Origin of the sequence: Buchnera aphidicola (Protaphis terricola), assembly GCF_964059145.1 — a bacterium.
Taxonomy (GTDB): domain Bacteria; phylum Pseudomonadota; class Gammaproteobacteria; order Enterobacterales; family Enterobacteriaceae; genus Buchnera; species Buchnera aphidicola_BP.
In genome coordinates this window covers 380,627-405,949 of sequence record NZ_OZ060405.1, presented here as the reverse complement: position 1 = coordinate 405,949, position 25,323 = coordinate 380,627, and the positions used below count along the sequence as shown (strand labels likewise).

Below are 25,323 nucleotides of genomic sequence, written 5' to 3'. Positions count from 1 at the left end.
TCTTTCAAAAAATATTTTTTTTATTAAGTATAACAAGTATAGTATTTACTGTATCTTATTAATTATAATAATAGTATTCTTTATATATACTATTTTAAAGAGAGTTATTTTTTATGAAAACTTTTTCAATAAAAGCAAAAAATATAAAACGTAATTGGTTTTATGTTGATGCTACTAATAAAATATTAGGAAGATTAGCTAGTGTTTTATCTTTATATTTAAGAGGTAAACATAAACCGGAATATACGCCTCATCTTGATACAGGGGATTATATTATAGTCTTAAATGCTTCTAAAATATTAGTTACGGGTACAAAAAAAAATAACAAACTGTACCATCATCATACAGGTTATATAGGTGGAATAAAAGAATTTAAGTTTAAAGAAATGATGATAAAAAATCCTAAAAGGATTATTGAAATTGCAGTCAAAGGAATGTTACCTAAAGGTCCATTAGGTCGTTTAATGTTTAAGAAATTAAAAGTTTTTTCTGATGAAAATCATGATCATATAGCACAATTTCCTAAATTTTTAAATATTTAAAAAAAGGTGTTTTAAAAATATATAATGAAAATTCAAAATTATGGAACTGGACGTCGTAAAAGTTCTTCTGCTAGAGTGTTTCTTAGACCTGGAAAAGGTAAAATTATAGTTAATAAACGTTTGTTAAATGAATATTTTGGACGAGAAACTTCTTGTATGATTGTTTGTCAACCTTTAGCTTTAACAAGTATGATAAATAATTTTGATATTTATATAACAGTAAAAGGAGGAGGTATTTCTGGACAAGCTGGTGCAATTCGTCAAGGTATTACTCGTGCTTTAATTGATTATAACCAATCTTTACGTAGTGAATTAAGAAAATCAGGATTTGTTACACGAGATTCAAGAAAAGTAGAACGTAAAAAAGTAGGTTTTCGAAAATCTAGAAAACGCATACAATTTTCTAAACGTTAAAAATGTAGTATGAAATTTTATCTAAAGAACTTGGTTTTTCTGATTAACCGAGTTCTTTTATAAATTGTTATATTATTCATAATTTAATTTTAAAAAAATTATGTAAAATGTGTACTTTTTAAATGATCTGTAATATCAGAACATAATTTTTTTATTCCTTTTTTTTCTAATGAAGAAATTAAATAGTATGGTTTTTTTATATTTAATTTACTTTTTATTTCTTTTGTAATTTTTTTTATTTTTTCAATATTTATTAAATCAATTTTATTTAAAATTAATAATTGTGGTTTTTTATATAAGTTTTTACTGTATTTTTTTAATTCGGATAATACAATTTTGATATTGTCTATTGGATTAGAATTATCTCTAGGATGTATATCTACTATATGAAGTAATATTTTACAACGTTCTAAATGTTTTAAAAAATGTATTCCTAATCCTATTCCTTTAGATGCGCCTAAAATTATACCTGGAATATCTGCTATAATAAATTTTTTATTTTTAATAGAAACACTACCTAAAATAGGATATAATGTAGTAAATGGATAATCTGATATTTTTGTTTTTGCATTAGATATATTTTGTACAAAAGTTGATTTACCAGCATTTGGCATACCTAATGTACCTACATCAGCAATTAATAAAAGTTCTAATTGTATTTTTCTTTTTTCACCTATTGATCCTAATGTTCTTTTTTTTGGTGTTCTGTTTGTTGAAGATTTAAATCGAGTATTTCCTAATCCATGCCATCCCCCTTTCGCGATAAGTACTTTTTGTTTATTTTTAATTAAATCACATATTAATTCACGTGTTTGATAGTTAATAACTTTAGTTCCAATAGGTACATATATTGTAATATCATCTCCTTTTTTTCCAGAACAATTTTTTTTAGATCCGTTTTCTCCATTTTTAGCTTTAAATATTTTTTTAAATCTAAAATCAACAAGAGTGTTTAAATTATTATTAGATTTTATCCAGACATTTCCACCATCTCCTCCGTCTCCTCCATCTGGACCTCCTTTAGGAATATATTTTTCTCTTCTAAAATTTACACATCCATCACCTCCATTACCTGCAATAACTTGAATAATAACTTGATCAATAAATTTCATTTTTTTGTTCCTTTATTTTTAAATATATTTATTTTAAATATTTTTTTAAAAGAAAATAATACCCCTAAAATAAGGGGTTTTTAGAAAATATTGATTTTTTAATTAATAATATTTATATATGTTCTTTTTTTTATACCTCTTTTTTTAAATTCTATTTTTCCTTTTTTAATTGCAAAAATTGTATGATCTTTTCCGCAACCTACATTTTTTCCAGGATGAAATTTAGTACCTCTTTGTCTTACAATAATGCTACCTGCTGATACTAATTCACCTCCAAAACGTTTTACGCCTAATCTTTGAGCATTAGAATCTCTTCCATTTCTTGTAGAACCACCAGCTTTTTTATGTGCCATTTTTATTTCTCTACATGGTTATAAATATCTACAATTTTTATATTTGTAAAATATTGACGATGACCTTGTTGTTTTTTATAATGTTTTCGACGATTAAATTTAATTATTTTAATTTTTTTTAATCTACCATGGTTTTTAATACAAGCTTTAATTGTACTTCCAATTACATAAGGATTTCCAATTTTTATTTCATTGTTATTAGAGATCATTAAAATATTTTTTAACTCAATTATTGAACCAGTAGGATAATTTAGTTTTTCTAATTGAATTATTTGATTTTTTTTTACCCGATATTGTTTTCCACCGCTTATGAAAACTGCATACATATAAAACTCCAACTATTTTAGTTGTTTTAAATATTAATATTTTTATCTAAATTAAATTTGGTTAAATAATACTAATATTATAAAATATTATAAGTATTGAATATTTGCACCTAATTTATTTAATTTTTTTTCAAAAGATGCATATCCTCTTTTAAGATGATAAATATTATTTACTATTGTGTTTCCTTTTGCAATACAACCAGCTAATACTAATGTTGCTGAACCTCTTAAATCTGTAGAAAAAATATTTTTTGAAAATAAGTTTGATACACCTTGACAGGTAATATAATTTTTTTTAATTTCTATTTGAGCTCCCATTTTAATTAATTCTTTAACATATCCAAATCGATTTTCGAATATATTTTCTATAACAATACTTTTACCTTGAGCTATACTATTAAGTAAAGTAAACTGTGGTTGCATATCAGTAGGGAATCCTGGATATGGAGATGTTGAAATATTTATAGATTTAGGTATTTTATTTCTCATATCTAGTTTAATCCAATTTTTTCCAGTTTTTATAATAGCTCCAGTTTGAGATAGTTTTTTTAATACATTTTTTAAATGCTTTGGTTCTGTATTTTGACATGTAATAAATCCTTTTGAGATAGCTGCAGCTATTAAAAATGTACCTGTTTCAATTCTATCTGGTATAATTTGATGCTCACCACCATTAAGCTTTAAAACGCCTTTAATGTATATCTTATTACTTCCAGCACCAATAATATTAGCACCTAGAGTATTTAAGAATTTTGCAATATCAATAATTTCTGGCTCTTTAGCAGCGTTTTCAATTGTAGTTATTCCTCTTGCTAAAGTTGCAGCACTCATAATGGTAATTGTTGCACCTACACTAATTTTTTCCATACAAATATATTGACCTCTAAGAGGTTTATCAATATAAGCAAGAATAGAATTTTCTTTCTTGATAATTTTAGCACCTAATTTTATTAATCCATTTAAATGAAGATTAATTGGTCTAGTACCTATTTTACATCCTCCTGGAAAAAACATTTTGGTTTTTCCAAAACGTATTAATAAAGGAGCTAGCATCCATATAGATGCTCTTATTTTTTTAATTAATTTATACGGAGGAGAATAAATATTAATTAAACCTGGATTAATATATAAAAATTTATTTTGATATATTATTTCTGCGCCTAATGATTTAAGTAATTTAATAGCTATTTTAATATCTGTTAATTTTGGTATATTACCAATTTTAATTTTTTCTTTTGTTAATATTGTCATAAATAAAATAGGTAATGCAGCATTTTTAGAGCCAGAAATTAAAACATTTCCAATTAATTTTTTATTACCTTCTATATATAATTTCTTCATTCATTATGGAGTCTCTTTTTTATTTAAAATAATTTATAAAATTTATTATTTTTTAATTTTTTCCCATTCTTTTAATGTATATGTTGTTATAGATATAGCATGAATTTTGTTCTCTTGAATCATAGAAATTAAAGGTGAATAAATTATTTGTTGTCTTTTAACCTGACTAGTATTTTTAAATATATCTCCTATAGCTATAATTTGTATATGGTTATTATCTCCTTTAACATATATTTTATTTAAATTTAATTGTTCATTTAATATTGATTTGATTTTTTTATTGTTCATTTTAATATACTTTAAATTAATTTTTTTTTAAAAATATAAAAGTTTCATTATTGAAATATTGAGTATATTTTAATATAAACTAAGAAATTTTAATTGATTAAATTGAAATTTTTGATAATTTTTTATTTTTACATTAAAATAGATAATCTGATTTTTTTAATTAATATTAAAATTAAAAAATTAATAAATTTTAAAATTTTATTTAGATGTATTATTTGAAGTATATCATTCAAGCTATTTAGATATATAATCTAAAATTTATATTTTTTATTTATTAGATTTTATCAATGATAGAGTAATATTACTATATTTTATTTTATTAAATATATTAGTAGCTTAACTATTGAAAATATTTAATTAAAAATTAAATTTTTTTCTTAAAAATATATTTTTTTAAATCAATAATTATTTATATTCTTTAGAAAACAATAGTGAGGTATATATTATATGGCTAATTTAATTCCAATGACTATTAGGGGTGTTGAAAAACTTCAAAAAGAACTTGAACAACTAAAAAATATTAAACGTCCTCAAATTATTATTGAAATAGCTAGAGCTAGATCACATGGTGATTTAAAAGAAAATGCTGAATATCATTCAGCTCGTGAAGAGCAAAGTTTTTGTGAAGGTCGAATCAAAGAAATAGAATTAAAATTATCTAATTGTCAAATTATAGATATTACTAAAATATTTAATGATGGAAGAGTCGTTTTTGGTTCAACAGTAACTATATCAAATATAAAAAATCATGAAATTTTTACATATCAAATTGTCGGTGATGATGAATCTGATTTTAAAAAAAATTTAATTTCTATTCATTCTCCAATGTCAAGAGGTTTAATTGGAAAAACTGTTAATAATATTGCTACTATATACACACCTTCTGGTAATTTTAAATATAAAATTTTAAAAGTAGATTATATTTAAGTTAATGATTTTTAATATTAAATCAAGAATAGATAAGATTAAATTATTTCTATCATAAGAAAATTATATGATTTCTAAAAATAAGTCAAACAGTTCTAAGCGTTGGTTATCGGAGCATTTTCAAGATCAATATGTACAAGCAGCAAAAAAATATAAAATTCGTTCTAGATCTTGGTTTAAATTAGAAGAAATTGATAAAAGTAATAAAATATTTAAACCTGGAATGAATGTTATTGATTTAGGTTGTTCTCCAGGAGGTTGGTCACAATATGCAATAAATAAAATTGGATATAATGGGAAAGTTATAGCATGTGATATCTTGCCTATGAAAAAAATAACAGGAGTAAAATTTTTTCAAGTAGATTTTTATGATATAAAAAAATTTAATTTTATATTAAATTCGTTATCCAATATTAATTTTCATGTAGTAATGTCTGATATGGCACCTAATATTACAGGTAATTGGTGTATTGATATGCCACGTATTATAAAAACATGTAAGATAGCTCTAAAACTATCTGAATACTTATTATCTAAACATGGTGTTTTTTTGGTAAAATCTTTTCAAGGAGAAGGTTTAAATGAATTTTTTAAAGAAATTAAAACATTGTTTTCAAAAATTAAAATCTGTAAACCAAAAACTTCTCGATCGAGATCACGAGAAATATTTATTTTAGCAACTAGATAAAAATATTATTTATAAAAAATTTAAATCTATATTTTTTAAATAGATGTAATGAGAGGTTGTTCCTTTGAGTGACATGGTGAAAAATCTGATATTTTGGTTGGTAATTACAGTAATTTTAATGTCTGTTTTTCAAAACTTTAACACCAGTGATACAAATAATCATAGGGTTGATTATTCTACTTTTTTATCGGAAGTCAATCAAGATCAGGTCCGTGAGGTATATATTAATGGACGTATGATTAATGTTATTAAAAAAGATAGTAATAAATATACTACTTATATTCCTATAAGTGATCCTAAATTATTAGATAATCTTATAACAAAAAATGTAAAAGTTATGGGAGAAGTACCAGAAGAGCCAAGTGTTTTATTTTCTATATTTATTTCTTGGTTTCCTATGTTATTACTAATTGGTGTTTGGGTTTTCTTTATGCGACAAATGCAGATGGGCGGTGGAAAAGGAGCCATGTCTTTTGGAAAAAGTAAAGCTCGTATGCTATCAGAAGATGAAATTAAAACAACTTTTGATGATGTAGCAGGATGCGATGAGGCAAAAGAAGAAGTTAGTGAGTTAGTAGAATATTTAAAAGAACCAAGTCGATTTCAAAAATTGGGTGGAAAGATCCCAAAGGGAATATTAATGGTTGGACCTCCTGGTACTGGTAAAACATTGCTTGCAAAAGCTATTGCAGGAGAAGCAAAAGTACCTTTTTTTACAATTTCTGGTTCTGATTTTGTTGAAATGTTTGTTGGAGTAGGTGCTTCTAGAGTAAGGGATATGTTTGAGCATGCTCGAAAATCTGCGCCATGTATAATATTTATTGATGAAATTGATGCGGTAGGTCGTCAAAGAGGTGCTGGATTAGGTGGAGGTCATGATGAAAGAGAACAAACACTTAATCAAATGTTAGTAGAAATGGATGGTTTTGATGGAAATGAAGGTATAATTTTAATAGCTGCAACTAATAGACCAGATGTTTTAGATCCTGCTTTACTACGTCCTGGTCGTTTTGATCGTCAAGTAATAGTAGCATTACCAGATATTCGAGGAAGAGAGCAAATTTTAAAAATTCACATGCGTAAGGTTCCTTTATCTAAGGATGTTGAACCCATGATTATTGCTCGAGGGACTCCAGGTTTTTCAGGTGCAGATTTAGCTAATTTAGTCAATGAAGCAGCACTTTTTGCAGCTCGTTTTAATCATCGTGTAGTTTCTATGATAGAATTTGAAAAAGCAAAAGATAAAATAATGATGGGATCGGAAAGAAAATCAATGGTTATGAGCGATTTTCAAAAAGAATCAACAGCATATCATGAAGCAGGTCATGTAATTGTTGGTCGATTAGTTCCAGATCATGATCCTGCACATAAAGTAACAATTATTCCAAGAGGTCAAGCTTTAGGTGTTACTTTTTTTTTACCAGAATCAGATACATTTAGCATTAGTCGACAAAAATTAGAAAGTCAAATATCTACACTATATGGTGGTCGTCTAGCAGAAGAAATTATTTATGGTACTGAAAAAGTTTCTACTGGAGCATTTAATGATATTAAAGTAGCTACAAATTTAGCAAAAAATATGGTAACACAATGGGGTTTTTCAGATAAACTTGGTCCTTTATTATATGCAGAAGAAGAAGGAGAAATATTTTTAGGTCGAACAGTAGCTAAGGCTAAAAATATGTCTGATGAAACAGCTAGAATTATTGATGAAGAAGTTAAATTATTAATAGAAGTAAATTATAATCGAGCTAGAAATATTTTAAATAATAATATTGATATCTTACATGCTATGAAAGATGCTTTAATAAAATATGAAACAATTGATTCTTTTCAAATAGATGATTTAATGAAAAGAAAAGATGTTCGAGTACCAAAAGGATGGTCTAAAAATAATCAAAATAAAAATATTTAATATATTTATTAAATAATATATTGCATAATAATAGGTTAAAAAAATAGGAAAACATAGGACTAATAACACTAAATATTATATATTAAATTGTATATAAAATTAATATAACTATATTTTCTTAATAAATAAGATGAAGTAATAAAATATTATAACTTCATCTTGTTTTTTTAAAGAAATTTTTTTAATAATAAAATATTATTTAATAACTTTATCATAACTTCAAGGTAAATAAATTAATATGAAAAATTTTAAGTATTTTAAAACAGATGGAATACGAGGGCAAGTAGGAAAATATCCAATTACTCCAAATTTTATGTTGAAATTAGGTCAAATTATTAGTACTGTATTAGGTGGTGATAAAAAAAAATTGTTATAGGAAGAGATACACGTATTTCAGGATGTATGTTACAATATGCATTAGAATTTGGAATTTTATCAAAAGGAGTATCGACTTATTTAGTAGGTTGTATACCTACACCTGCAATTGCTTATTTAACTAAATCTCTAAATGCTTCAGCTGGAATTATTATTTCTGCATCTCATAACCTTTTTCATGATAATGGAGTAAAAATTTTTTTTAAAAATGGTTCTAAAATAAATAGTGAAACAGAAATTTTAATTGAAAATATGTTGTGCGATCCTTTATATGATTCTTCTTATGTAAAAATTTTTGGTTATTCTCATAAAATAAATAATGCGGTAGAAAAATACATTAGTTTTTGCAAAAATACTATACCTAAAAATGTAAATTTATCTAAATTTACTATTGTCTTAGATTGTGCTAATGGATCAACTTATAATATAGCTCCTAAAATTTTTAAAGATTTAGGTGCTAATGTGATTACTGCATCTGTTTTTCCTAATGGTGTTAATATTAATAAAAATTCTGGATCAACTCATACTGTTCAATTAAAAAAATTAGTAATATTAAATCAAGCTGATCTTGGTTTAGCATTTGATGGAGATGGTGATCGTATTATTATGATAGATCATTTAGGAAATCAAGTTAATGGAGATCAAATTATTTATATTATTGCTAAACAATATTTAAAAAATAATAAATTAAATGGTGGAGTTGTAGGTACTTTAATGACAAATATGGGTGTTATTTTAGGTTTAAAAAAAATTGGAATACCATTTTTTGCTACCAATGTAGGTGATCGTTATATATATCAAACAATTAAAGAAAAAAATTGGATACTTGGAGCAGAACAATCAGGACATATTATTTTATTAGATAAACATTCTACTGGTGATGGCATTATAGCAAGTTTACAAATATTATTTATTATGATTAAAAATAATTTATCTTTATATTGTTTATCTAATCAAGTAACATTATTTCCTCAAATATTATTAAATATTTTTTTAAAAAAAAACAACAACTTTATAAATAATATAAAATTTCAATCACTTATTGAAAAATCAAAACATTTTTTAGGAAAAAGTAGTCGAATTTTAATACGGAAATCTGGCACCGAATCTTGTATAAGAATTATGATAGAAGGTAAAAATTATAGTAAAGTAAAAAAAATAGCATATAAAATTTTACATACAACTGATCTGATAAATATATAAAATTTCTAATTTTATATTATTTTGATTATTTATTTTTATATAAGCATTGTAAGTATAATATAAATTAGCTTGTTTTAAAATATTAAAATAAGGATACTTTTTTATGTATTTATTTTTTCTAATTTGTTTAATTTTTATTGCTTTTTGTTTAAATTTTTTAATTTTATTACAACCAGGTAAAAATATAAATGATACTATGCATATAAATGCATCTAATAATTTTAAATTATTTAATAATTTTCGAAATAATAATTTTATTACAAATATTATTGGATTATTTGCCTGTTTATTTTTAATTATCAGTTTAATTTTATGTAATATTAATGATAAAAAAATTAATTCTAATTTATTTGAAGATAATCATTTTTCTCATATTCTACATTAAAAATAAATACAAATTAAAATAAAATATTAAAAACTTAAATATTTTATTGTATTTAATTTTTTTATTTTGAAATTTTTTAATACATGATTATTATACCGAGGTGGTGAAATAGGTAAACACGCTATCTTGAGGAGGTAGTGCTTTATAGCATATGGGTTCAAATCCCATCCTCGGTATTATTGTTTGTTTTTAATAAAAATTTAAATAAAAAATATTACATTTTATTGTATAAATAGGGTAACATTACTTAAAACCCCGAATTTTTTCGGGGTTTTTTGTTAGAATATTTTAAATATTTATTCAGAGGTTTACTAAGATGAATAAAGAAATCTTAGCTGTTGTAGAGGCAGTTTCTAATGAAAAATCTTTGCCCCGTGAAAAAATTTTTGAAGCTTTAGAAGTTGCATTAGCAACAGCTACAAAAAAAAAGCATGAACAAGAAATTGATGTAAGAGTTAGTATTAATCGTAAAACTGGTAATTTTAGTACTTTTAGAAGATGGATGGTAGTTGACATTGTAAATCATCCTACAAAAGAAATTACTTTAGCAGCAGCATGTTTTGAAGGAGAAAAATTACAGATTAATGATTATATAGAAGATAAAATTGATTCTGTGAATTTTGATAGAATTACTACACAAACTGCTAAACAAGTAATTGTTCAGAAAGTACGTGAAGCAGAACGGGCTATGTTAGTAGATCAATTTCGAAAATATATTGGTCAAATTGTTACTGGTATTGTAAAAAAAATTAATAGAGATAATCTTACATTAGATTTAGGAAATAATGCTGAAGCTATTATTTTAAAAGAGGGTATGTTGCCTCGAGAGAATTTTCGTCCTGGAGATCGTATTCGTGGTATTTTATATGGAGTATATCCTGAAGCTAGAGGAGCCCAATTATTTATAAGTCGTTCAAAAATTGAAATGCTTATTGAATTATTTCGTATTGAAGTTCCTGAAATTGGTGAGGAAGTCATTGAAATTAAAGCAGCTGCACGAGATCCTGGTTCTCGAGCTAAAATTGCAGTAAAAACTAATGACAAAAGAATTGACCCAGTAGGTGCATGTGTGGGAATGCGTGGAGCAAGAGTACAAGCAGTATCTAGTGAATTATGTGGTGAACGTATCGATATTATTTTATGGGATGATAATCCAGCTCAATTTGTTATTAATTCAATGGCCCCTGCAGATGTAACTTCTATTATAGTTGATGAAGATCATCATACTATGGATATTGCTGTAGATACAAATAATTTAGCTCAAGCTATTGGTAGGAATGGTCAAAATGTTCGTTTAGCATCTCAAATTAGTGGTTGGGAATTAAATGTTATGACTACAGAAGATCTTCGTTTAAAACATAAAGAAGAAGTATCTACTGCTTTTAATATTTTTAAAAAATATTTAAATATTGATGAAAAAATTATTAAAATTTTAATTAAAGAAGGTTTTTATTCACTTGAAGAATTAGTATATATTCCAATTGATGAATTATTATCTATTAATCATTTAAATGAAAAAGAAATAAAATTAGTTCGAGAAAATGCAAAAAAAGGCTTGCATCTTTCCAAATTAGATCAAAATAAAATTATTCAGAATAAAAAAATAGATGAAAAACTTTTAAATATAGAAGGAATGAATGAAGTTTTAGCGTTACAGTTAGCTGAAAAAAATATATTTACTTTAGAAGAATTAGCCGACCAAGGTATTGATGATTTACTTGACATCAAAAACTTAAATTCTGAAAAAGCTGGTTCATTAATTATGGCTGCTAGAAATATTTGTTGGTTTAATAGAGAAATTTAATAATAGGAAATATAATATGAGTAATATGAGTTTAAAAGTTTTGTCTAATGAAATGAAAATCTCAGTTAAAGAACTAATAAAAAATTTTTCTGAAATTGGTATTTTAAAAAATGAAAATGATTTTATAAATATATCAGAAAAAAATTTTTTATTGAAGTATTTAAGAAAAAAAGAAAATATTTCTGAAAATACTTTTGTTTTTCAAAGAAAAACTCGAAGCACTTTAAATGTATCTATAGGTGGAGGTAAAAATAAATCTGTTCAAGTCGAGGTAAGAAAAAAAAGAATATATACTAAAAAAAACTTTAATGAAAATCAACCTTTGTTAAAAAATAAAATATTTTTTCAAAATAAAGAAACAAATAAAAAAGAACAAAATATTTTAAAATCTTTTAATAAAAATAATATAAAAGAAAAAATTTCTTTTTTAGATGTAAATAAGTTAAATAAAAATACTACTAACATAAATCAATTAAAAAAAATTAATATTATTAAAAAAAATGAAAAAAATAAAATTTTTAAAAAAAATATAGATTTAAATAAATCTTCTTTAAATATAAAAAAGATAAATAAAGAAAATTTAGAAAATAAAAAAATATATAAAAAGTCAATAAAAGATTATCATTTAAAAACATTTTTTGATTCTCAAAATCATGAAAATTTTAAACAAATTGAAATAAACAAGAAAAATTATAACAAAAATTTAAAAAATTATCGTCAAAAGAAAAATATAAAACAAAATATAGATATTAAAAATAAAAAAGAAGAAAATCGTATTTATAAAAATAAAAAAAGTATTAGAAATACTAATAAATCTATTTTATTACAACAAGTTTTTCAAAAACCTGAATCTTCTATTAATAGAGATGTAATTATTGGAAATGTTATTACAGTATCTGATTTAGCTAATAAAATGGCTGTAAAAAGTTCTGAAGTTATTAAAACAATGATGAATATTGGTATAATAGGTACAATTAATCATATTTTAGATCAAGATACTGCTCAATTAATTGCAGAAGAAATGGGTCATAAAGTTATTTTACATCGTGAAAATGAATTAGAAGAGTTAATTATGAAAGATCGTGATTTAGAAAAATATACTTCAATTACACGATCTCCAATAGTTACTATTATGGGTCATGTTGATCATGGTAAAACATCATTATTAGATTATATTCGTTCTACAAAAGTAGCACATAATGAAGCAGGTGGAATTACTCAAAATATTGGTGCTTATCATGTTACTACAAATTCTGGATCAATTACTTTTTTGGATACTCCGGGGCATTCAGCTTTTACTGGAATGCGATCTCGTGGAGTAAAAATTACTGATATTGTTATATTAGTTATTGCTGCTGATGATGGAGTAAAACCACAAACTATTGAAGCTATACAACATGCAAAAGAAGCAAATGTTCCTATTATTGTAGCTATTAATAAAATAGATAAAATAGATATAGATATTAATCAGATTAAAAATGATTTAGCAAAATATAATATTCTTTCAGAAGAATGGGGAGGTGAAAATATATTTGTTTCTATATCTGCTAAAACTGGAAAAAATATAGAAGAGCTTTTAAATGCAATTATTTTACAATCAGAAATGTTAGAGCTTAAAGCAATATCTAAAGGAATGGCTGAAGGTGTAGTTATAGAATCATTTCTAGATAAAGGTTGTGGTCCTGTTGCAACTGTATTAGTTCAAAAAGGAAAACTAAAAAAAGGAGATGTAATATTATGTGGATTAGAATATGGTCGAATTAAATCACTACGTAATGAAAATAGAAAATTATTAAAATATGCTGGCCCCTCTATCCCCGTTGAAGTTTTAGGTTTATCTAAAGTTCCTTGTGTTGGCGATAAAATAACTGTAGTTCGTGATGAAAAAAAAGCTAAGGAAGTTGCATTATATCGAAAAAATAAGTCACGTGAGTTAAAATTATCAAATCAAAATAGAATAAATTTAGAAAATATGTTTGATAATATTAAAAAATCTAATTTCTCAGAATTAAAAATTATTATTAAATCTGATGTCCAAGGTTCTTTAGAAGCAATTATTGGAGCTTTATTAAAATTATCTACTAACGATGTAAAAATTAATATAATAGGTTCAGGTATAGGAGGGATAACAGAAACAGATGCTTCATTAGCATTAGCATCTAATGCTATTATTTTAGGTTTTAATGTTCGAGCAGACGTTTCTGCTAAAAAAATAATTGATACAGAACATTTAGATTTACGTTATTATTCTGTTATTTATGATTTAATTAATGAAGTAAAGTCGGCTATGACAGGTTTATTATTACCTGAATATAAACAGAATATTATTGGATTAGCAGAAGTTAGAAATATATTTAAATCTCCTAAATTTGGTTTAATTGCAGGATGCATGGTAGTTACTGGTGTTATTAAAAAAAATAATCCAGTTCGTATAGTAAGAAATAATATAGTTATATATGAAGGAGAATTGGAATCATTACGTCGCTTTAAAGAAGATGTAAATGAAATACGAAACGGTATGGAATGTGGAATTGGTATAAAAAATTATAATGATGTAAAAATTGGAGATAATATAGAAGTTTTTGAAATAAAAGAAATTAAAAGAATTTTATAAATAAATTTATATTTTTAAATATATTAAAAATATTGGTAAGATAATATGGAAAAATTATTTAGTAGATCTTCTAGAATTGCTCGAGAGTTGAAAAAAAATATTGCAATTATTATACAGTATTTTCTTAAAGATCCACGTTTTAAAATAATAATTACAGTATCTGACGTAATTTTATCTAAGGATTTATCTTATGCTCAAGTATTTATTAGTTTTTTAGAAATTAAACATAATTTAAGTATAAAAAAGTTATTAATTTTATTAAATAAATCTTCAGGTTATATTCGTAAGTTGTTGTGTAAAAAAATGAAATTAAGAATTATACCAAATATTGTTTTTTATTATGATGATTCTTTTAATAAAGGTAATAAAATTTCATTATTGTTAAATAAAATAATAACAAAAGAAAAGATTATTTAATAAAGGCTAAATTAATGTTTTTTTATAAAAAACGTAATGTTAATGGATTTTTATTAATTGATAAACCTAAAGGAATATCTTCTAATAATACTTTACAACAAATAAAAACTATCTTTCGTGCGAAAAAAGCAGGTTATGTTGGCACTTTAGACCCACTTGCTACAGGTATATTACCGATTTGTTTCGGTGAAAGTACAAAATTTTCAGATTATTTAAATAATTCTGATAAAGAATATTATGTTATTGCTAAATTAGGTGAAAGTACATCTACTTTTGATTCTGATGGGGTAATTATAAAGAAAAGAATAATTTCATTTAAATCTATTCAATTAGATAATGCTTTAAAAAAATTTACTGGTGTAATTAATCAAGTTCCATCAATGTATTCGGCAATTAAACATAATGGTATACCATTATATAGATATGCAAGACAAGGTATTACACTTTCTCGTCAAATAAGATATATTACAATATATAAATTAGAATTAATTAAATTTCAAGGTGATTTTATTGAATTTAATATACATTGTTCGAAAGGAACATATATTAGAACATTAATTCATGATTTAGGAGAATATTTAGGTTGTGGTGCTCATGTTGTGTCATTGCGTCGAACACAAGTTGGTATATTTACTTCTTCTAAATTAGTTACAATATCTTATTTAAATACATTTTTAAATAAAGAAAATATTAAAAAATTAATTTGTTTTAAAGAATTAGATTCTTTATTAATGCCTATTGATACACCTGTTAATTTTTTACCAAAAATATATATTTCTAAAAGTCAATCATGTAATTTTAAATTAGGTCAAAAAATTATTTTAAAATCTAATATCAAAAATAGTTTAGTACGTGTTTTAGAAAAAGAAAAAAAAATATTTTTGGGATTAGGAAAAATTAATACTGAGGATGTATTAAATCCATATCGATTAGTTTCTATATTTACTAATTAAGTTAATTTCTATTCAATTAAATAATAGCATGATATTATTTTTTAAATAATTTTTATAAAAATATCAGTTTAATATAATTTAAATTATATGAGGTATTAAATGTCTATTGCTATTACATCTTTACAATCAATAATTTTAAAATATGGAAAGAATAATAAAGATACTGGAAATACAAAAGTTCAAATTGTATTATTAACCAATCAAATTAATCATTTACAATTACATTTTAATAAACATAAAAAAGATCATTCAGGTCGTAGAGGTTTATTAAATATGGTTTCAAGACGTCGTAGATTATTAAATTATTTAAAGAAAAAAAATATATCTTATTATACGACATTAATTGAAAATTTAAATTTAAGACGGTAGATAATATTTTATATATTAAAAGATTATTTAGTCATGTGAAAATTTTTAGATATGAAATCTTTTTAAAGGGCTTTATCAGCCCTTTTTTTACAATCATATTAAAATATTGTTTATTAATACAATGATAAAAAGTTCATTTTTTATTACTTAAATAATTAATTTATAAAGATTTTGTATATAAAATATTGATATTTTTTATTTTAAATTTAATTAATTTATATATTAATAAAAAAATTAATTTTATATTAAGGATATTATTTTGCTTAATCCAATCGTTCGAAAGTTTCAATATGGTCAACATACAATTACATTAGAAACAGGTATAATGGCTCGACAAGCAACGGCGGCTGTCATGGCGAGCATGGATGATACTGCTGTTTTTGTTACAGTAGTTGGTGAAAAAAAAATTCATCCTGGTCAAAAATTTTTTCCTCTTACAGTAAATTATCAAGAAAGAACATATGCTGCTGGTCGAATACCTGGAGGGTTTTTTCGAAGAGAAGGACGACCAAGTGAAAGTGAAATATTAACTGCAAGATTGATTGATAGACCAATTCGACCATTATTTCCTAAAGGATTTTTTAATGAAATTCAAATTATTGCAACAGTGGTTTCAGTTAATCCACAAATTAATCCAGATATAATTTCAATTATTGGGGCTTCTGCTGCATTAAGTTTATCTGGGATACCTTTTTATGGACCCATAGGGGCATCTAGAGTCGGTTTAATTAATAATCAATATATACTTAATCCTACTACTGATGATATGAAATCTAGTGTTTTAGATTTAGTTATATCAGGAACTCAAAATGCTGTATTAATGGTTGAAGCAGAATCAAAAATATTAAGTGAAGAAAAAATGCTTGGAGCTATTATTTTCGGTCATCAACAACAGCAAGTAGTTATTAATAATATCCGTTCTTTATCTAATGAAGCAAGTAAACTACCATGGACTATATCTTATTCAGAAATTAATTCTTTATTAGAATCTAAAGTTATGAAATTAGTTGGAAAAGATATAAGTAATGCTTATTTAATTTTTGATAAACAAGAACGATATGAAAAATTAAATTTTCTTAAAGAAGATGTAATTAAATTACTTATTAATGAAAATTCTAATATTGATATCAGTGAGATTGATGAAATTTTTCAAAAAATTGAAAAAAATATTGTACGAAAACGTATATTAAATAATGAAAATCGAATTGATGGTAGAGAAAAAGATATGATTCGTGCATTAGATATTAGAACAGGTATTTTACCTCGAACACATGGTTCTGCTCTATTTACACGTGGAGAAACACAGTCTTTAGTTGCTGTAACACTTGGAACGTCTCGAGATGCTCAAAACTTAGATGAATTATTAGGTGATAAAACAGATAATTTTTTATTTCATTATAATTTTCCACCTTATTCAGTTGGTGAAATAGGCATAGTAGGATCACCAAAAAGAAGAGAAATTGGGCATGGTCGTCTTGCTAAAAGAAGTCTTTTAGCAGTTATGCCTAAAATTGATAAATTTCCATACACCATTAGAATTGTTTCTGAAATAACTGAATCAAATGGATCATCTTCTATGGCATCTGTTTGTGGTGCATCATTAGCTTTAATGGATGCTGGAGTTCCAATTAAGTCTGCTGTAGCTGGCATATCTATGGGTTTAGTAAAAGAAGGTGATAATTATATATTACTTTCAGATATTTTAGGAGATGAAGATCATTTAGGTGATATGGATTTTAAAGTTGCAGGTACTAAAGAAGGTATTACAGCATTACAAATGGATATTAAAATAGAAGGAATAACCAAGGAAATTATGAAAATTGCTTTAAATAAAGCTAAAGCTGCTCGATTACATATTTTAAATGTTATGCAAAAAGCATTAAGCAAACCTAGAAATGAAATTTCTGAATTTGCTCCTAGGATACATACAATTAAAATTAATCCTGAAAAAATTAAAGATGTAATAGGAAAAGGTGGATCTGTTATTCGAATGTTGACTGAAGAAACTGGAACAATAATTGAAATTGAAGATGATGGAACTATAAAAATATCTGCTACTATTAGTGAAAAAGCAAAAAATGCAATTCGTAGAATTGAAGAAATAACAGAAGAAATTGAAGTAGGTCGAATATATTCTGGAAGAGTTACTAAAATTGTTGATTTTGGTGCTTTTATCGCAATAGGTTTTGGAAAAGAAGGATTAGTTCATATTTCTCAAATTTCTAGTAAAAGAATAGAAAGAGTTTCAGATTATTTAAAATTAGATCAAATTATACCTGTAAAGGTATTAGAAATAGATCGTCAAGGTCGTTTAAGATTAAGTATTAAAGAAGTAAAAGATTCTATATATATTTAATAAATCTATAAATAATATTTTTATCTGATATAATTGTTTTAAAAATAAATAACATTAATAATTATTAAGCAAAAAAATTTCTAAATTAAATAGATTTATATTTTTTTTAAAATGATTAAATATATTAAACAATAATAGTAATATTATTATTTTTATTTAATTTTTTCTTATCTAATAAATATTTATTTTTTTAAATTTTCAATTATTTAGTAAATTTATTTCTTATTAATTAAGAAATTATTTAACAATAAATATTGTTAATTTTATATTATATTTATTAGATTACTTAATTGGAGCCGGTTCACACTTTTCAATGAGAATAAATAATATATATATTTTCATAATGAGCTATGTAGACTGGCCACTGTAACTTAAAAGGCATATCTATTGCATGACTCATACTGAAAAAAAATTTTCTTTTCGTAGTTTAAATCCTTTTATTATTAAATCCCTAGATGAAATGGGATATATTAAACCGTCACCTATTCAATCATCTTGCATTCCGTTACTTTTACAAGGCCAAGATGTATTAGGTATGGCTCAAACTGGAAGTGGTAAAACAGCTGCTTTTTCTTTACCATTATTACATAATTTAAAAGTTAGTTTAAAGGCACCTCAAATTTTAGTATTAGCTCCTACAAGAGAATTAGCTGTTCAAGTAGCTGAGGCTTTTTCTGTATTTTCTAAATATATGGAAGGTGTTAATGTATTACCATTATATGGAGGACAACGATATGAGTTGCAATTACGTGCATTAAAAACTGGGCCTCAAATTGTTGTTGGAACACCAGGTCGTTTATTAGATCATTTAAAACGAGGTACTTTAAATTTATCTAATTTACATGCATTAGTTTTAGATGAAGCAGATGAAATGTTAAGAATGGGATTTATAGAAGATGTAGAAACGATTATGTCAAAAATCCCTAAAAAACATCAGACTGCTTTATTTTCAGCAACAATGCCAGAAATAATACGTCGTATTTCAAAACGTTTTATGAAAAACCCTAAAGAAATTAAAATTAAATCTAATATCACTACACGACCAGATATTAAACAGAGTTATTGGTTAGTATATGGTAAAAAAACAGATGCTTTAATTCGTTTTTTAGAAGTAGAAGAATTTTCTGCTACAATTATTTTTGTAAAAACGAAAAGTGCTACTTTAGAAGTCTCCGAAGCTTTAGAGAAACATGGGTATAATAGTGCTGCATTGAATGGTGATATGAATCAAGCTTTACGTGAACAAACGTTGGAACGTTTAAAAAATGGTCGATTAGATATTTTAATTGCCACGGATGTTGCAGCAAGAGGTTTAGATGTAGATAGAATTAGTTTTGTAATTAATTATGATATTCCTATGGATTCTGAATCTTATATACATCGTATTGGGCGTACAGGTCGAGCGGGTCGAGCAGGTCGAGCATTATTATTTGTTGAGCATCGTGAACGTCGATTATTACGTAATATTGAACGTATAATTAATCAATCTATTCCGGAAGTACAATTACCAAAAATTGAATTATTATGTGAAAAGCGTCTTCAACAATTTTCAAAAAAAATACAACAACAATTAGAAAGTAAAGATTTAGATGAATATAGTGCATTATTAGATAAATTATATTCTCCAAACGATTTAGATATTAAAACGCTTGCTGCAGCTTTATTAAAAATGGCTCAAGGTGGTCGTCCATTAATTATTAAAAAAGATATATTAAAACGTCCTGATAAAGAAAAATTTTATAAAGATGATCGTAGAAAAGAAGAATATAAAAACTATCGAAATCGTTATTATGATCGAAAAGATATTGATTTATATCGTATTGATGTTGGTCGAAATGATGGAATTGAAGTTCGTCATATAGTTGGTGCAATTGCGAATGAAGGAAATATAAATAGTCGAAATATTGGAAATATAAAATTATTTACTTCACATGCTACTATTGAACTACCGAAAGGTTTATCTAAAGAATTATTAAAAAATCTTATGAAAACTAAGATTTTAAATAAATCTATAAATATAAAATTATTACGAGATACAAGATATTATCAAAATAGAATTTATAATCGAAATAATTTTAATAAAGATATAAATAATAATCGTCGTATTTTTGAAAAACGTTTACATAATAAATCGAATATTGTTAAAAATGAAAAAAAATCATTTTTTTCACGTCGTAAAAATATTTAATTTTTTATGCCGCTTTGCGGCATATGAAGATTTTTAAGAAAATGTTTTATTATTTTTTTTATATGCAATAGTATCCATTTCAATTTGAACATTTCTTGGTAATGCTTTTACTTCTACACAAGATCTAGTAGGAAAAGTTGATTTATGTTTTAAAAAAAAATTTTTATATATTTCATTAATTATTTGAATTTTTTTTAAATTTGTAGTGTAGATAGTTATTTTAATAATATTATTAATTTTATATCCAGATTCTATAAGAATAGATTTTATATTATTTAATACTATGTCTGTTTGTTCATCAATATTTTTTGGTATATATTCAGATTTTATATTAATAGGTATTTGTCCGGATACAATTAGAAAATTATCAAATTTTATAGCTTGTGAGTATGGACCTATAGGTTGAGGAGATTTTTTTGTATTTATAATAATATTCATATAATACCATTTAATAATATTTTCATAATTAGTTATAAGATAAAACTATATTTTTAGAAAATTCTTTTTCACAATATTTACATTTTAAATTTATATCATTATTAATTTTCTTAATAAAAATAAAACTAGAAGTTATACAGTTACTATGACTAATACAATTACTATTAGGACAAACTAAACGATTAATTTTTTTAGGTAAAGTCGGGAGTATTTTACCTACTAAATTATATTCATCAATATAATTAACTGTAGCACATGGTGAATAAATAGCTAGCTGATTAATTTGATCTGCACTTAAAAATGTATTTTCAATTTTAATAATATCTTTTTTTCCTAATTTTTTTGAAGGTAAGTTAAATCCTATAGTAATTCTTTCATCTGTTTCTGTAAATCTAAATAAAGATAATAATTTAAATCCAATTTGGGAAGGAATATGATCAATAACACTACCGCATTTTATAGCCTCTACTTGAAGTTTATTTATTTGCATATTTTTTCTTATTTAAAATGATTTTTTATTAAAACTAATGATAATATTGCTTGACGTGCATAAATACCATTTGCTGCTTGTTTAAAATACCAAGCATATGGCGTTTTATCTACATCATAATCAATTTCATCTATACGAGGTAGAGGGTGTAATATTTTTAAATTATTACGAGCATTTTTTAAAGTTTTAGCATGCAATACACATTTTGATTTTTCACTTGCATATTCAGTAGATTCAAGTCTTTCTTTTTGAATACGTGTCATATAAAGAATATCAATTTCAGATATAATTTCTTCTATATTTTGATATCTTTCCCATCTAATTCCTTTTTCTAAAAGCATATCATTAATATGATTTGGCATAATCAAAGCATCAGGTGAAATAAAAAAAAATTTATTTTTTTCATATTTTGCCAATGCTTGAGTTAACGAATGAACAGTTCTTCCATATTTTAAGTCACCTACTATTGCAATATTTAAATAATTTAATCGCATTTGTGTTTCTTGAATAGTAAATAAATCTAAAAGTGTTTGAGTCGGATGTTGATTAGATCCATCTCCAGCATTAAATATTGGAATTCCATTAGAAAATTCTACAGCTAACCGAGCTGATCCCTCCTGAGGGTGTCTAATAATGATAGCATCTACATATGAGCTAATTACTGAAATAGTATCAGCTAAAGTCTCCCCCTTTTTTCTTAAAGATATATTATTTCCGTCAGAAAATCCGATTATTGAAGCGCCTAATCGATAAATTGCTGTTTCAAAAGATAGTCTTGTTCGTGTTGAAGCTTCAAAAAAACAACTAGCAATAATTTTATTTTTTAGTAAATTTGGTTCTTGTTTTTTTTTTAAAAGAGAAGATTTTTTTAATACTAATTCTAATTCATTGCGTTTAAGATCGTTTATTGAAATTATATTTTTTTTATATAGAGTATTTCTCAATTTTTAATTCTCTTAATAATAGATAAAAAAATTAATAGATATTATTTTTTCTTAATAAAATTAAACATTATTTTATAAATAATATATTTTTATTTAAATAAATTTATTTAATTAAGATTTATTTAATTAATTTAATAATAATATTAAAATTTTTTATTAAAGCGTAATTATTTTAATTAAACTAGATATAATAATAGCTTTTATAGTATGCAATCTATTTTCAGCTTGTTTAAAAATTATATTTTGATATTTTTGAAAAATATTATCTGTAATTTCTATACCATTTTTTAAATTATATTTATCAAGTATAGACTTTACTAAATTATTTTTTTTATCATGTAAAGCTGGAAGACAATGTAATACTTTGACATTAGGATTATTAGTCATATTTATAGTATTTTGATTAACTTGATATTTTTTTAATAATTTGATTCTTTCTTCCCATATATTTTCAGGCTCACCCATAGATACCCAGACATCAGTATAGATAAAATCCACACTATTTAAACCTTTTTTAAGATTGTCAGTACATATAATATGATTTTTATTTTTTTTTGCTTTTTCTTGACAAATATTAAAGATTTCTTTTTCAGGCCAATATTTTTTTGGTGATATTAAACGTAAATCTATATCTAAAATAGTTGCAGCTTCTAACAATGTATTTGCTATATTATTGCTCGAATCTCCAATATATGCGCATTTAATTTCAAAAAATTCTTTTTCGGGTAGAACTTCCCTTATTGTTAATAAATCTGCAATTATTTGAGTAGGGTGAAATTTTTTAGTTAATCCGTTCCATACTGGAACATTAGCATATTTTGCCAAAATTTCTATTGTTTTATGGTTATGCCCTCGATATTCAATTCCATCATACATAAGACCTAATACTTTTGCTGTATCTTCAATTGATTCTTTTGTTCCAAGATGAGTACTTCCTGGACCGAGATAAGTAACATGAGCACCTTGATCAAATGCTGCTACTTCAAATGAGCATCGTGTACGAGTTGATTCTTTTTCAAAAATTAAAGCAATATTTTTTTTTTTTAATAATTGTATTTCTTTGTTATTTTTTTTTACTTTTTTTAATTTTTTGGATAATTTAATAATATAGTTTAATTCTAAATTAGAAAAATCTAATAATCTCAAAAAATTACGTTGATAAAGATAGTTCATGAGTTAATTTCCCTTTAAATCAAAGTAAAATATATTTTAAAATATATATAATAAAAATAATATTAAATATATAAAAGTATTAATAATATTAATATTATAGTATATAATAACTTAAATTTTTTTATTTTTTATAAAATTTACTATAAAAATTTTAAAATATTAAAATATCATAGAGACAATGTTATGAAGTTTGTTATAAAAAATTTTTCTTTAAATCAGAAAGAAACAGATTGTATTATTGTTGGTATTTTTAAATCTTGTGAATTAACAATAACTGCTGATAATTTAAATCAATTAAGTAATAATTATATTAAGAATATATTAAAAACAGGAGATTTTAGAGCTTCAATAGGTACAAGTTTATTATTATATAATATTCCCAATATTTTATCTAAAAGAGTTTTATTAGTTGGATGTGGAGAAAAAAAAATTTTTAATATATTTTCTATTGTGAAAATTATTAAAAATATTATAAAAACATTAAATAAATATTCGATTAAACATGTTATTTTTGCTTTAACTGAATTGAACATATATACTAATAATATATATTGGTTTATTCGTAAAATAGTTAATTCTATTAAAAATGAAATTTTTAAAATAAATACATTTTTAAAAAAAGAAAACTATTTAGAATTAGTTGTATTTCATGTAGAAAAACAATTTCTTTTACTATCTAAATTAGCTTTAAAGCATGCATTAGCAATTAATTTAGGATTAATTGAAGCAAAAAAGTTAAGTAATTTACCATCTAATATATGCAATCCTTTATATTTATCATTAAAAGCAAAAGATCTATCTAAAAAATATAAAAATAAATTTACTATTACATGTTTAGATAAAAATAAAATGTATGATTTAGGTATGCATGCATATTTAGCAGTAAGTAGTGGTTCTAATAATCCTCCATATATGTCTATAATTAAATATTTAAATGCTAAAAATATTAATAATAAACCGATTGTACTAATTGGAAAAGGAGTTACTTTTGACTCTGGAGGAATTTCTATAAAACCTTCAAAAAATATGCATGAGATGAAATATGATATGTCTGGAGCGGCTGTTGTTTATGGAATATTAATTATGGCTGCTGAATTAAATTTACCTTTAAATATTATAGGAATTTTAGCTGGTTGTGAAAATATGTTGGATGGAAAATCATTTAGACCTGGAGATATTATCACTACTATGTCTGGAAAAACAGTAGAAATATTAAATACTGATGCTGAAGGACGTTTAATATTATGTGATGTTTTAACATATGTAAAACGTTTTTCTCCTAATATAGTTATTGATATTGCTACTTTAACAGGAGCATGTGTTATTGCATTAGGAAATGATATTACTGGATTATTTTCAAATAATGAAGATTTATCTAAAAATTTAGAAAAAGCTAGTTATCAAACAAATGATCAAGTTTGGAGATTACCTTTATTTAAAAAATATGAAAAACATTTATATTCAAATGTTGCAGATTTTTCTAATATTGGAAGTCAAGGAGCAGGTGCGATAACAGCAGCTTGTTTTTTATCTAAATTTGCAAAAAAATATAATTGGGCACATTTAGATATAGCTGGTACTGCTTGGAATTCTTTTAATAATACAGGATCTACAGGACGTCCTGTTGAACTGTTATCTCAATTTTTATTAAATATGTGTCAAATTAAAAAAAATTAATATATTTTACTTTTAGTTATTATCAATCACT

At 24.1% G+C, this 25,323-nt stretch carries 23 protein-coding genes, 1 tRNA gene and 1 pseudogene; 16 read left to right on the top strand and 9 right to left on the bottom strand.

The features are described from left to right. Positions 1-113 precede the first annotated feature (113 nt). On the top strand, positions 114-542 hold the full coding sequence (gene rplM / locus AB4W67_RS01895; protein WP_367682361.1) for a 50S ribosomal protein L13: 429 nt from the start codon (positions 114-116) through the stop codon (positions 540-542). A 21-nt stretch (positions 543-563) separates the two neighbouring features. Beyond that, on the top strand, positions 564-956 hold the full coding sequence (gene rpsI / locus AB4W67_RS01890; protein WP_367682800.1) for a 30S ribosomal protein S9: 393 nt from the start codon (positions 564-566) through the stop codon (positions 954-956). 98 nt (positions 957-1,054) lie between these two features. Here rpsI and cgtA read toward each other — a convergent pair whose 3' ends face one another. The 5 genes from cgtA to AB4W67_RS01865 all read right to left on the bottom strand — a co-directional run bounded on the left by cgtA (position 1,055) and on the right by AB4W67_RS01865 (position 4,376). After that, positions 1,055-2,068, bottom strand: a complete 1,014-nt coding sequence (gene cgtA / locus AB4W67_RS01885) for an Obg family GTPase CgtA (protein WP_367682360.1) — start codon at positions 2,066-2,068, stop codon at positions 1,055-1,057. 98 nt (positions 2,069-2,166) lie between these two features. Further along, positions 2,167-2,421, bottom strand: a complete 255-nt coding sequence (gene rpmA / locus AB4W67_RS01880; protein ID WP_367682359.1) for a 50S ribosomal protein L27 — start codon at positions 2,419-2,421, stop codon at positions 2,167-2,169. Between the two features lie 2 nt (positions 2,422-2,423). After that, positions 2,424-2,747 (bottom strand): 50S ribosomal protein L21, encoded by a 324-nt coding sequence (gene rplU, locus AB4W67_RS01875; protein WP_367682358.1) that lies wholly within the window; start codon positions 2,745-2,747, stop codon positions 2,424-2,426. Between the two features lie 87 nt (positions 2,748-2,834). Further along, positions 2,835-4,088, bottom strand: coding sequence for a UDP-N-acetylglucosamine 1-carboxyvinyltransferase (gene murA / locus AB4W67_RS01870; RefSeq protein WP_367682357.1), 1,254 nt, complete (start codon positions 4,086-4,088; stop codon positions 2,835-2,837). Positions 4,089-4,133: 45 nt separating this feature from the next. Beyond that, positions 4,134-4,376, bottom strand: coding sequence for a BolA family protein (locus AB4W67_RS01865; RefSeq protein WP_367682356.1), 243 nt, complete (start codon positions 4,374-4,376; stop codon positions 4,134-4,136). 447 nt (positions 4,377-4,823) lie between these two features. Here AB4W67_RS01865 and greA point away from each other — a divergent pair, with 447 nt between their 5' ends. From greA to AB4W67_RS01800, 13 genes and pseudogenes are all read left to right on the top strand, one after another. After that, positions 4,824-5,303: a transcription elongation factor GreA gene (gene greA / locus AB4W67_RS01860; RefSeq protein ID WP_367682355.1), complete on the top strand. Its 480-nt coding sequence runs from the start codon at positions 4,824-4,826 to the stop codon at positions 5,301-5,303. Between the two features lie 67 nt (positions 5,304-5,370). Next, positions 5,371-5,991 carry a 23S rRNA (uridine(2552)-2'-O)-methyltransferase RlmE gene (gene rlmE / locus AB4W67_RS01855; protein ID WP_367682354.1) on the top strand — a complete coding sequence of 207 codons (621 nt, stop codon included), beginning with the start codon at positions 5,371-5,373 and terminating at the stop codon, positions 5,989-5,991. A gap of 73 nt (positions 5,992-6,064) precedes the next feature. Next, on the top strand, positions 6,065-7,906 hold the full coding sequence (gene ftsH / locus AB4W67_RS01850; RefSeq protein WP_367682353.1) for an ATP-dependent zinc metalloprotease FtsH: 1,842 nt from the start codon (positions 6,065-6,067) through the stop codon (positions 7,904-7,906). Positions 7,907-8,144: 238 nt separating this feature from the next. Beyond that, a pseudogene (gene glmM / locus AB4W67_RS01845) lies at positions 8,145-9,484 on the top strand (phosphoglucosamine mutase). A 103-nt stretch (positions 9,485-9,587) separates the two neighbouring features. After that, positions 9,588-9,869 (top strand): preprotein translocase subunit SecG, encoded by a 282-nt coding sequence (secG, locus tag AB4W67_RS01840; protein ID WP_367682352.1) that lies wholly within the window; start codon positions 9,588-9,590, stop codon positions 9,867-9,869. Positions 9,870-9,963: 94 nt separating this feature from the next. After that, a tRNA-Leu gene (locus tag AB4W67_RS01835) sits at positions 9,964-10,045 on the top strand. A gap of 140 nt (positions 10,046-10,185) precedes the next feature. Then, the gene (gene nusA, locus AB4W67_RS01830; protein ID WP_367682351.1) at positions 10,186-11,673 is read left to right on the top strand and encodes a transcription termination factor NusA; all 1,488 of its coding nucleotides are present in this window, start codon (positions 10,186-10,188) and stop codon (positions 11,671-11,673) included. 16 nt (positions 11,674-11,689) lie between these two features. Further along, on the top strand, positions 11,690-14,287 hold the full coding sequence (gene infB, locus AB4W67_RS01825) for a translation initiation factor IF-2 (protein ID WP_367682350.1): 2,598 nt from the start codon (positions 11,690-11,692) through the stop codon (positions 14,285-14,287). A 45-nt stretch (positions 14,288-14,332) separates the two neighbouring features. Beyond that, a complete protein-coding gene (rbfA, locus tag AB4W67_RS01820) occupies positions 14,333-14,704 on the top strand; it encodes a 30S ribosome-binding factor RbfA (RefSeq protein ID WP_367682349.1) in 372 nt (123 codons plus the stop codon). A 14-nt stretch (positions 14,705-14,718) separates the two neighbouring features. Beyond that, on the top strand, positions 14,719-15,657 hold the full coding sequence (gene truB / locus AB4W67_RS01815; RefSeq protein WP_367682348.1) for a tRNA pseudouridine(55) synthase TruB: 939 nt from the start codon (positions 14,719-14,721) through the stop codon (positions 15,655-15,657). 99 nt (positions 15,658-15,756) lie between these two features. Further along, positions 15,757-16,026 (top strand): 30S ribosomal protein S15, encoded by a 270-nt coding sequence (gene rpsO, locus AB4W67_RS01810; RefSeq protein ID WP_367682347.1) that lies wholly within the window; start codon positions 15,757-15,759, stop codon positions 16,024-16,026. A 259-nt stretch (positions 16,027-16,285) separates the two neighbouring features. Beyond that, on the top strand, positions 16,286-18,382 hold the full coding sequence (gene pnp, locus AB4W67_RS01805; RefSeq protein WP_367682346.1) for a polyribonucleotide nucleotidyltransferase: 2,097 nt from the start codon (positions 16,286-16,288) through the stop codon (positions 18,380-18,382). A gap of 391 nt (positions 18,383-18,773) precedes the next feature. Next, entirely contained in the window at positions 18,774-20,570 is a 1,797-nt protein-coding gene (locus AB4W67_RS01800) for a DEAD/DEAH box helicase (protein WP_367682345.1), read from the top strand. A gap of 33 nt (positions 20,571-20,603) precedes the next feature. Here the strand turns inward: AB4W67_RS01800 and AB4W67_RS01795 are convergent, their stop codons facing one another. The 4 genes from AB4W67_RS01795 to argF all read right to left on the bottom strand — a co-directional run bounded on the left by AB4W67_RS01795 (position 20,604) and on the right by argF (position 23,615). Then, positions 20,604-21,008, bottom strand: a complete 405-nt coding sequence (locus AB4W67_RS01795; RefSeq protein ID WP_367682344.1) for a Rid family detoxifying hydrolase — start codon at positions 21,006-21,008, stop codon at positions 20,604-20,606. A gap of 28 nt (positions 21,009-21,036) precedes the next feature. Continuing rightward, positions 21,037-21,498, bottom strand: coding sequence for an aspartate carbamoyltransferase regulatory subunit (gene pyrI, locus AB4W67_RS01790; RefSeq protein ID WP_367682343.1), 462 nt, complete (start codon positions 21,496-21,498; stop codon positions 21,037-21,039). An 8-nt stretch (positions 21,499-21,506) separates the two neighbouring features. Beyond that, positions 21,507-22,442 carry an aspartate carbamoyltransferase gene (pyrB, locus tag AB4W67_RS01785; protein WP_367682342.1) on the bottom strand — a complete coding sequence of 312 codons (936 nt, stop codon included), beginning with the start codon at positions 22,440-22,442 and terminating at the stop codon, positions 21,507-21,509. A 156-nt stretch (positions 22,443-22,598) separates the two neighbouring features. Then, positions 22,599-23,615: an ornithine carbamoyltransferase gene (gene argF / locus AB4W67_RS01780; RefSeq protein WP_367682341.1), complete on the bottom strand. Its 1,017-nt coding sequence runs from the start codon at positions 23,613-23,615 to the stop codon at positions 22,599-22,601. Between the two features lie 183 nt (positions 23,616-23,798). Between argF and AB4W67_RS01775 the strand changes: the two genes are divergently transcribed. Continuing rightward, on the top strand, positions 23,799-25,292 hold the full coding sequence (locus AB4W67_RS01775) for a leucyl aminopeptidase (protein ID WP_367682340.1): 1,494 nt from the start codon (positions 23,799-23,801) through the stop codon (positions 25,290-25,292). Positions 25,293-25,323 lie beyond the last annotated feature (31 nt).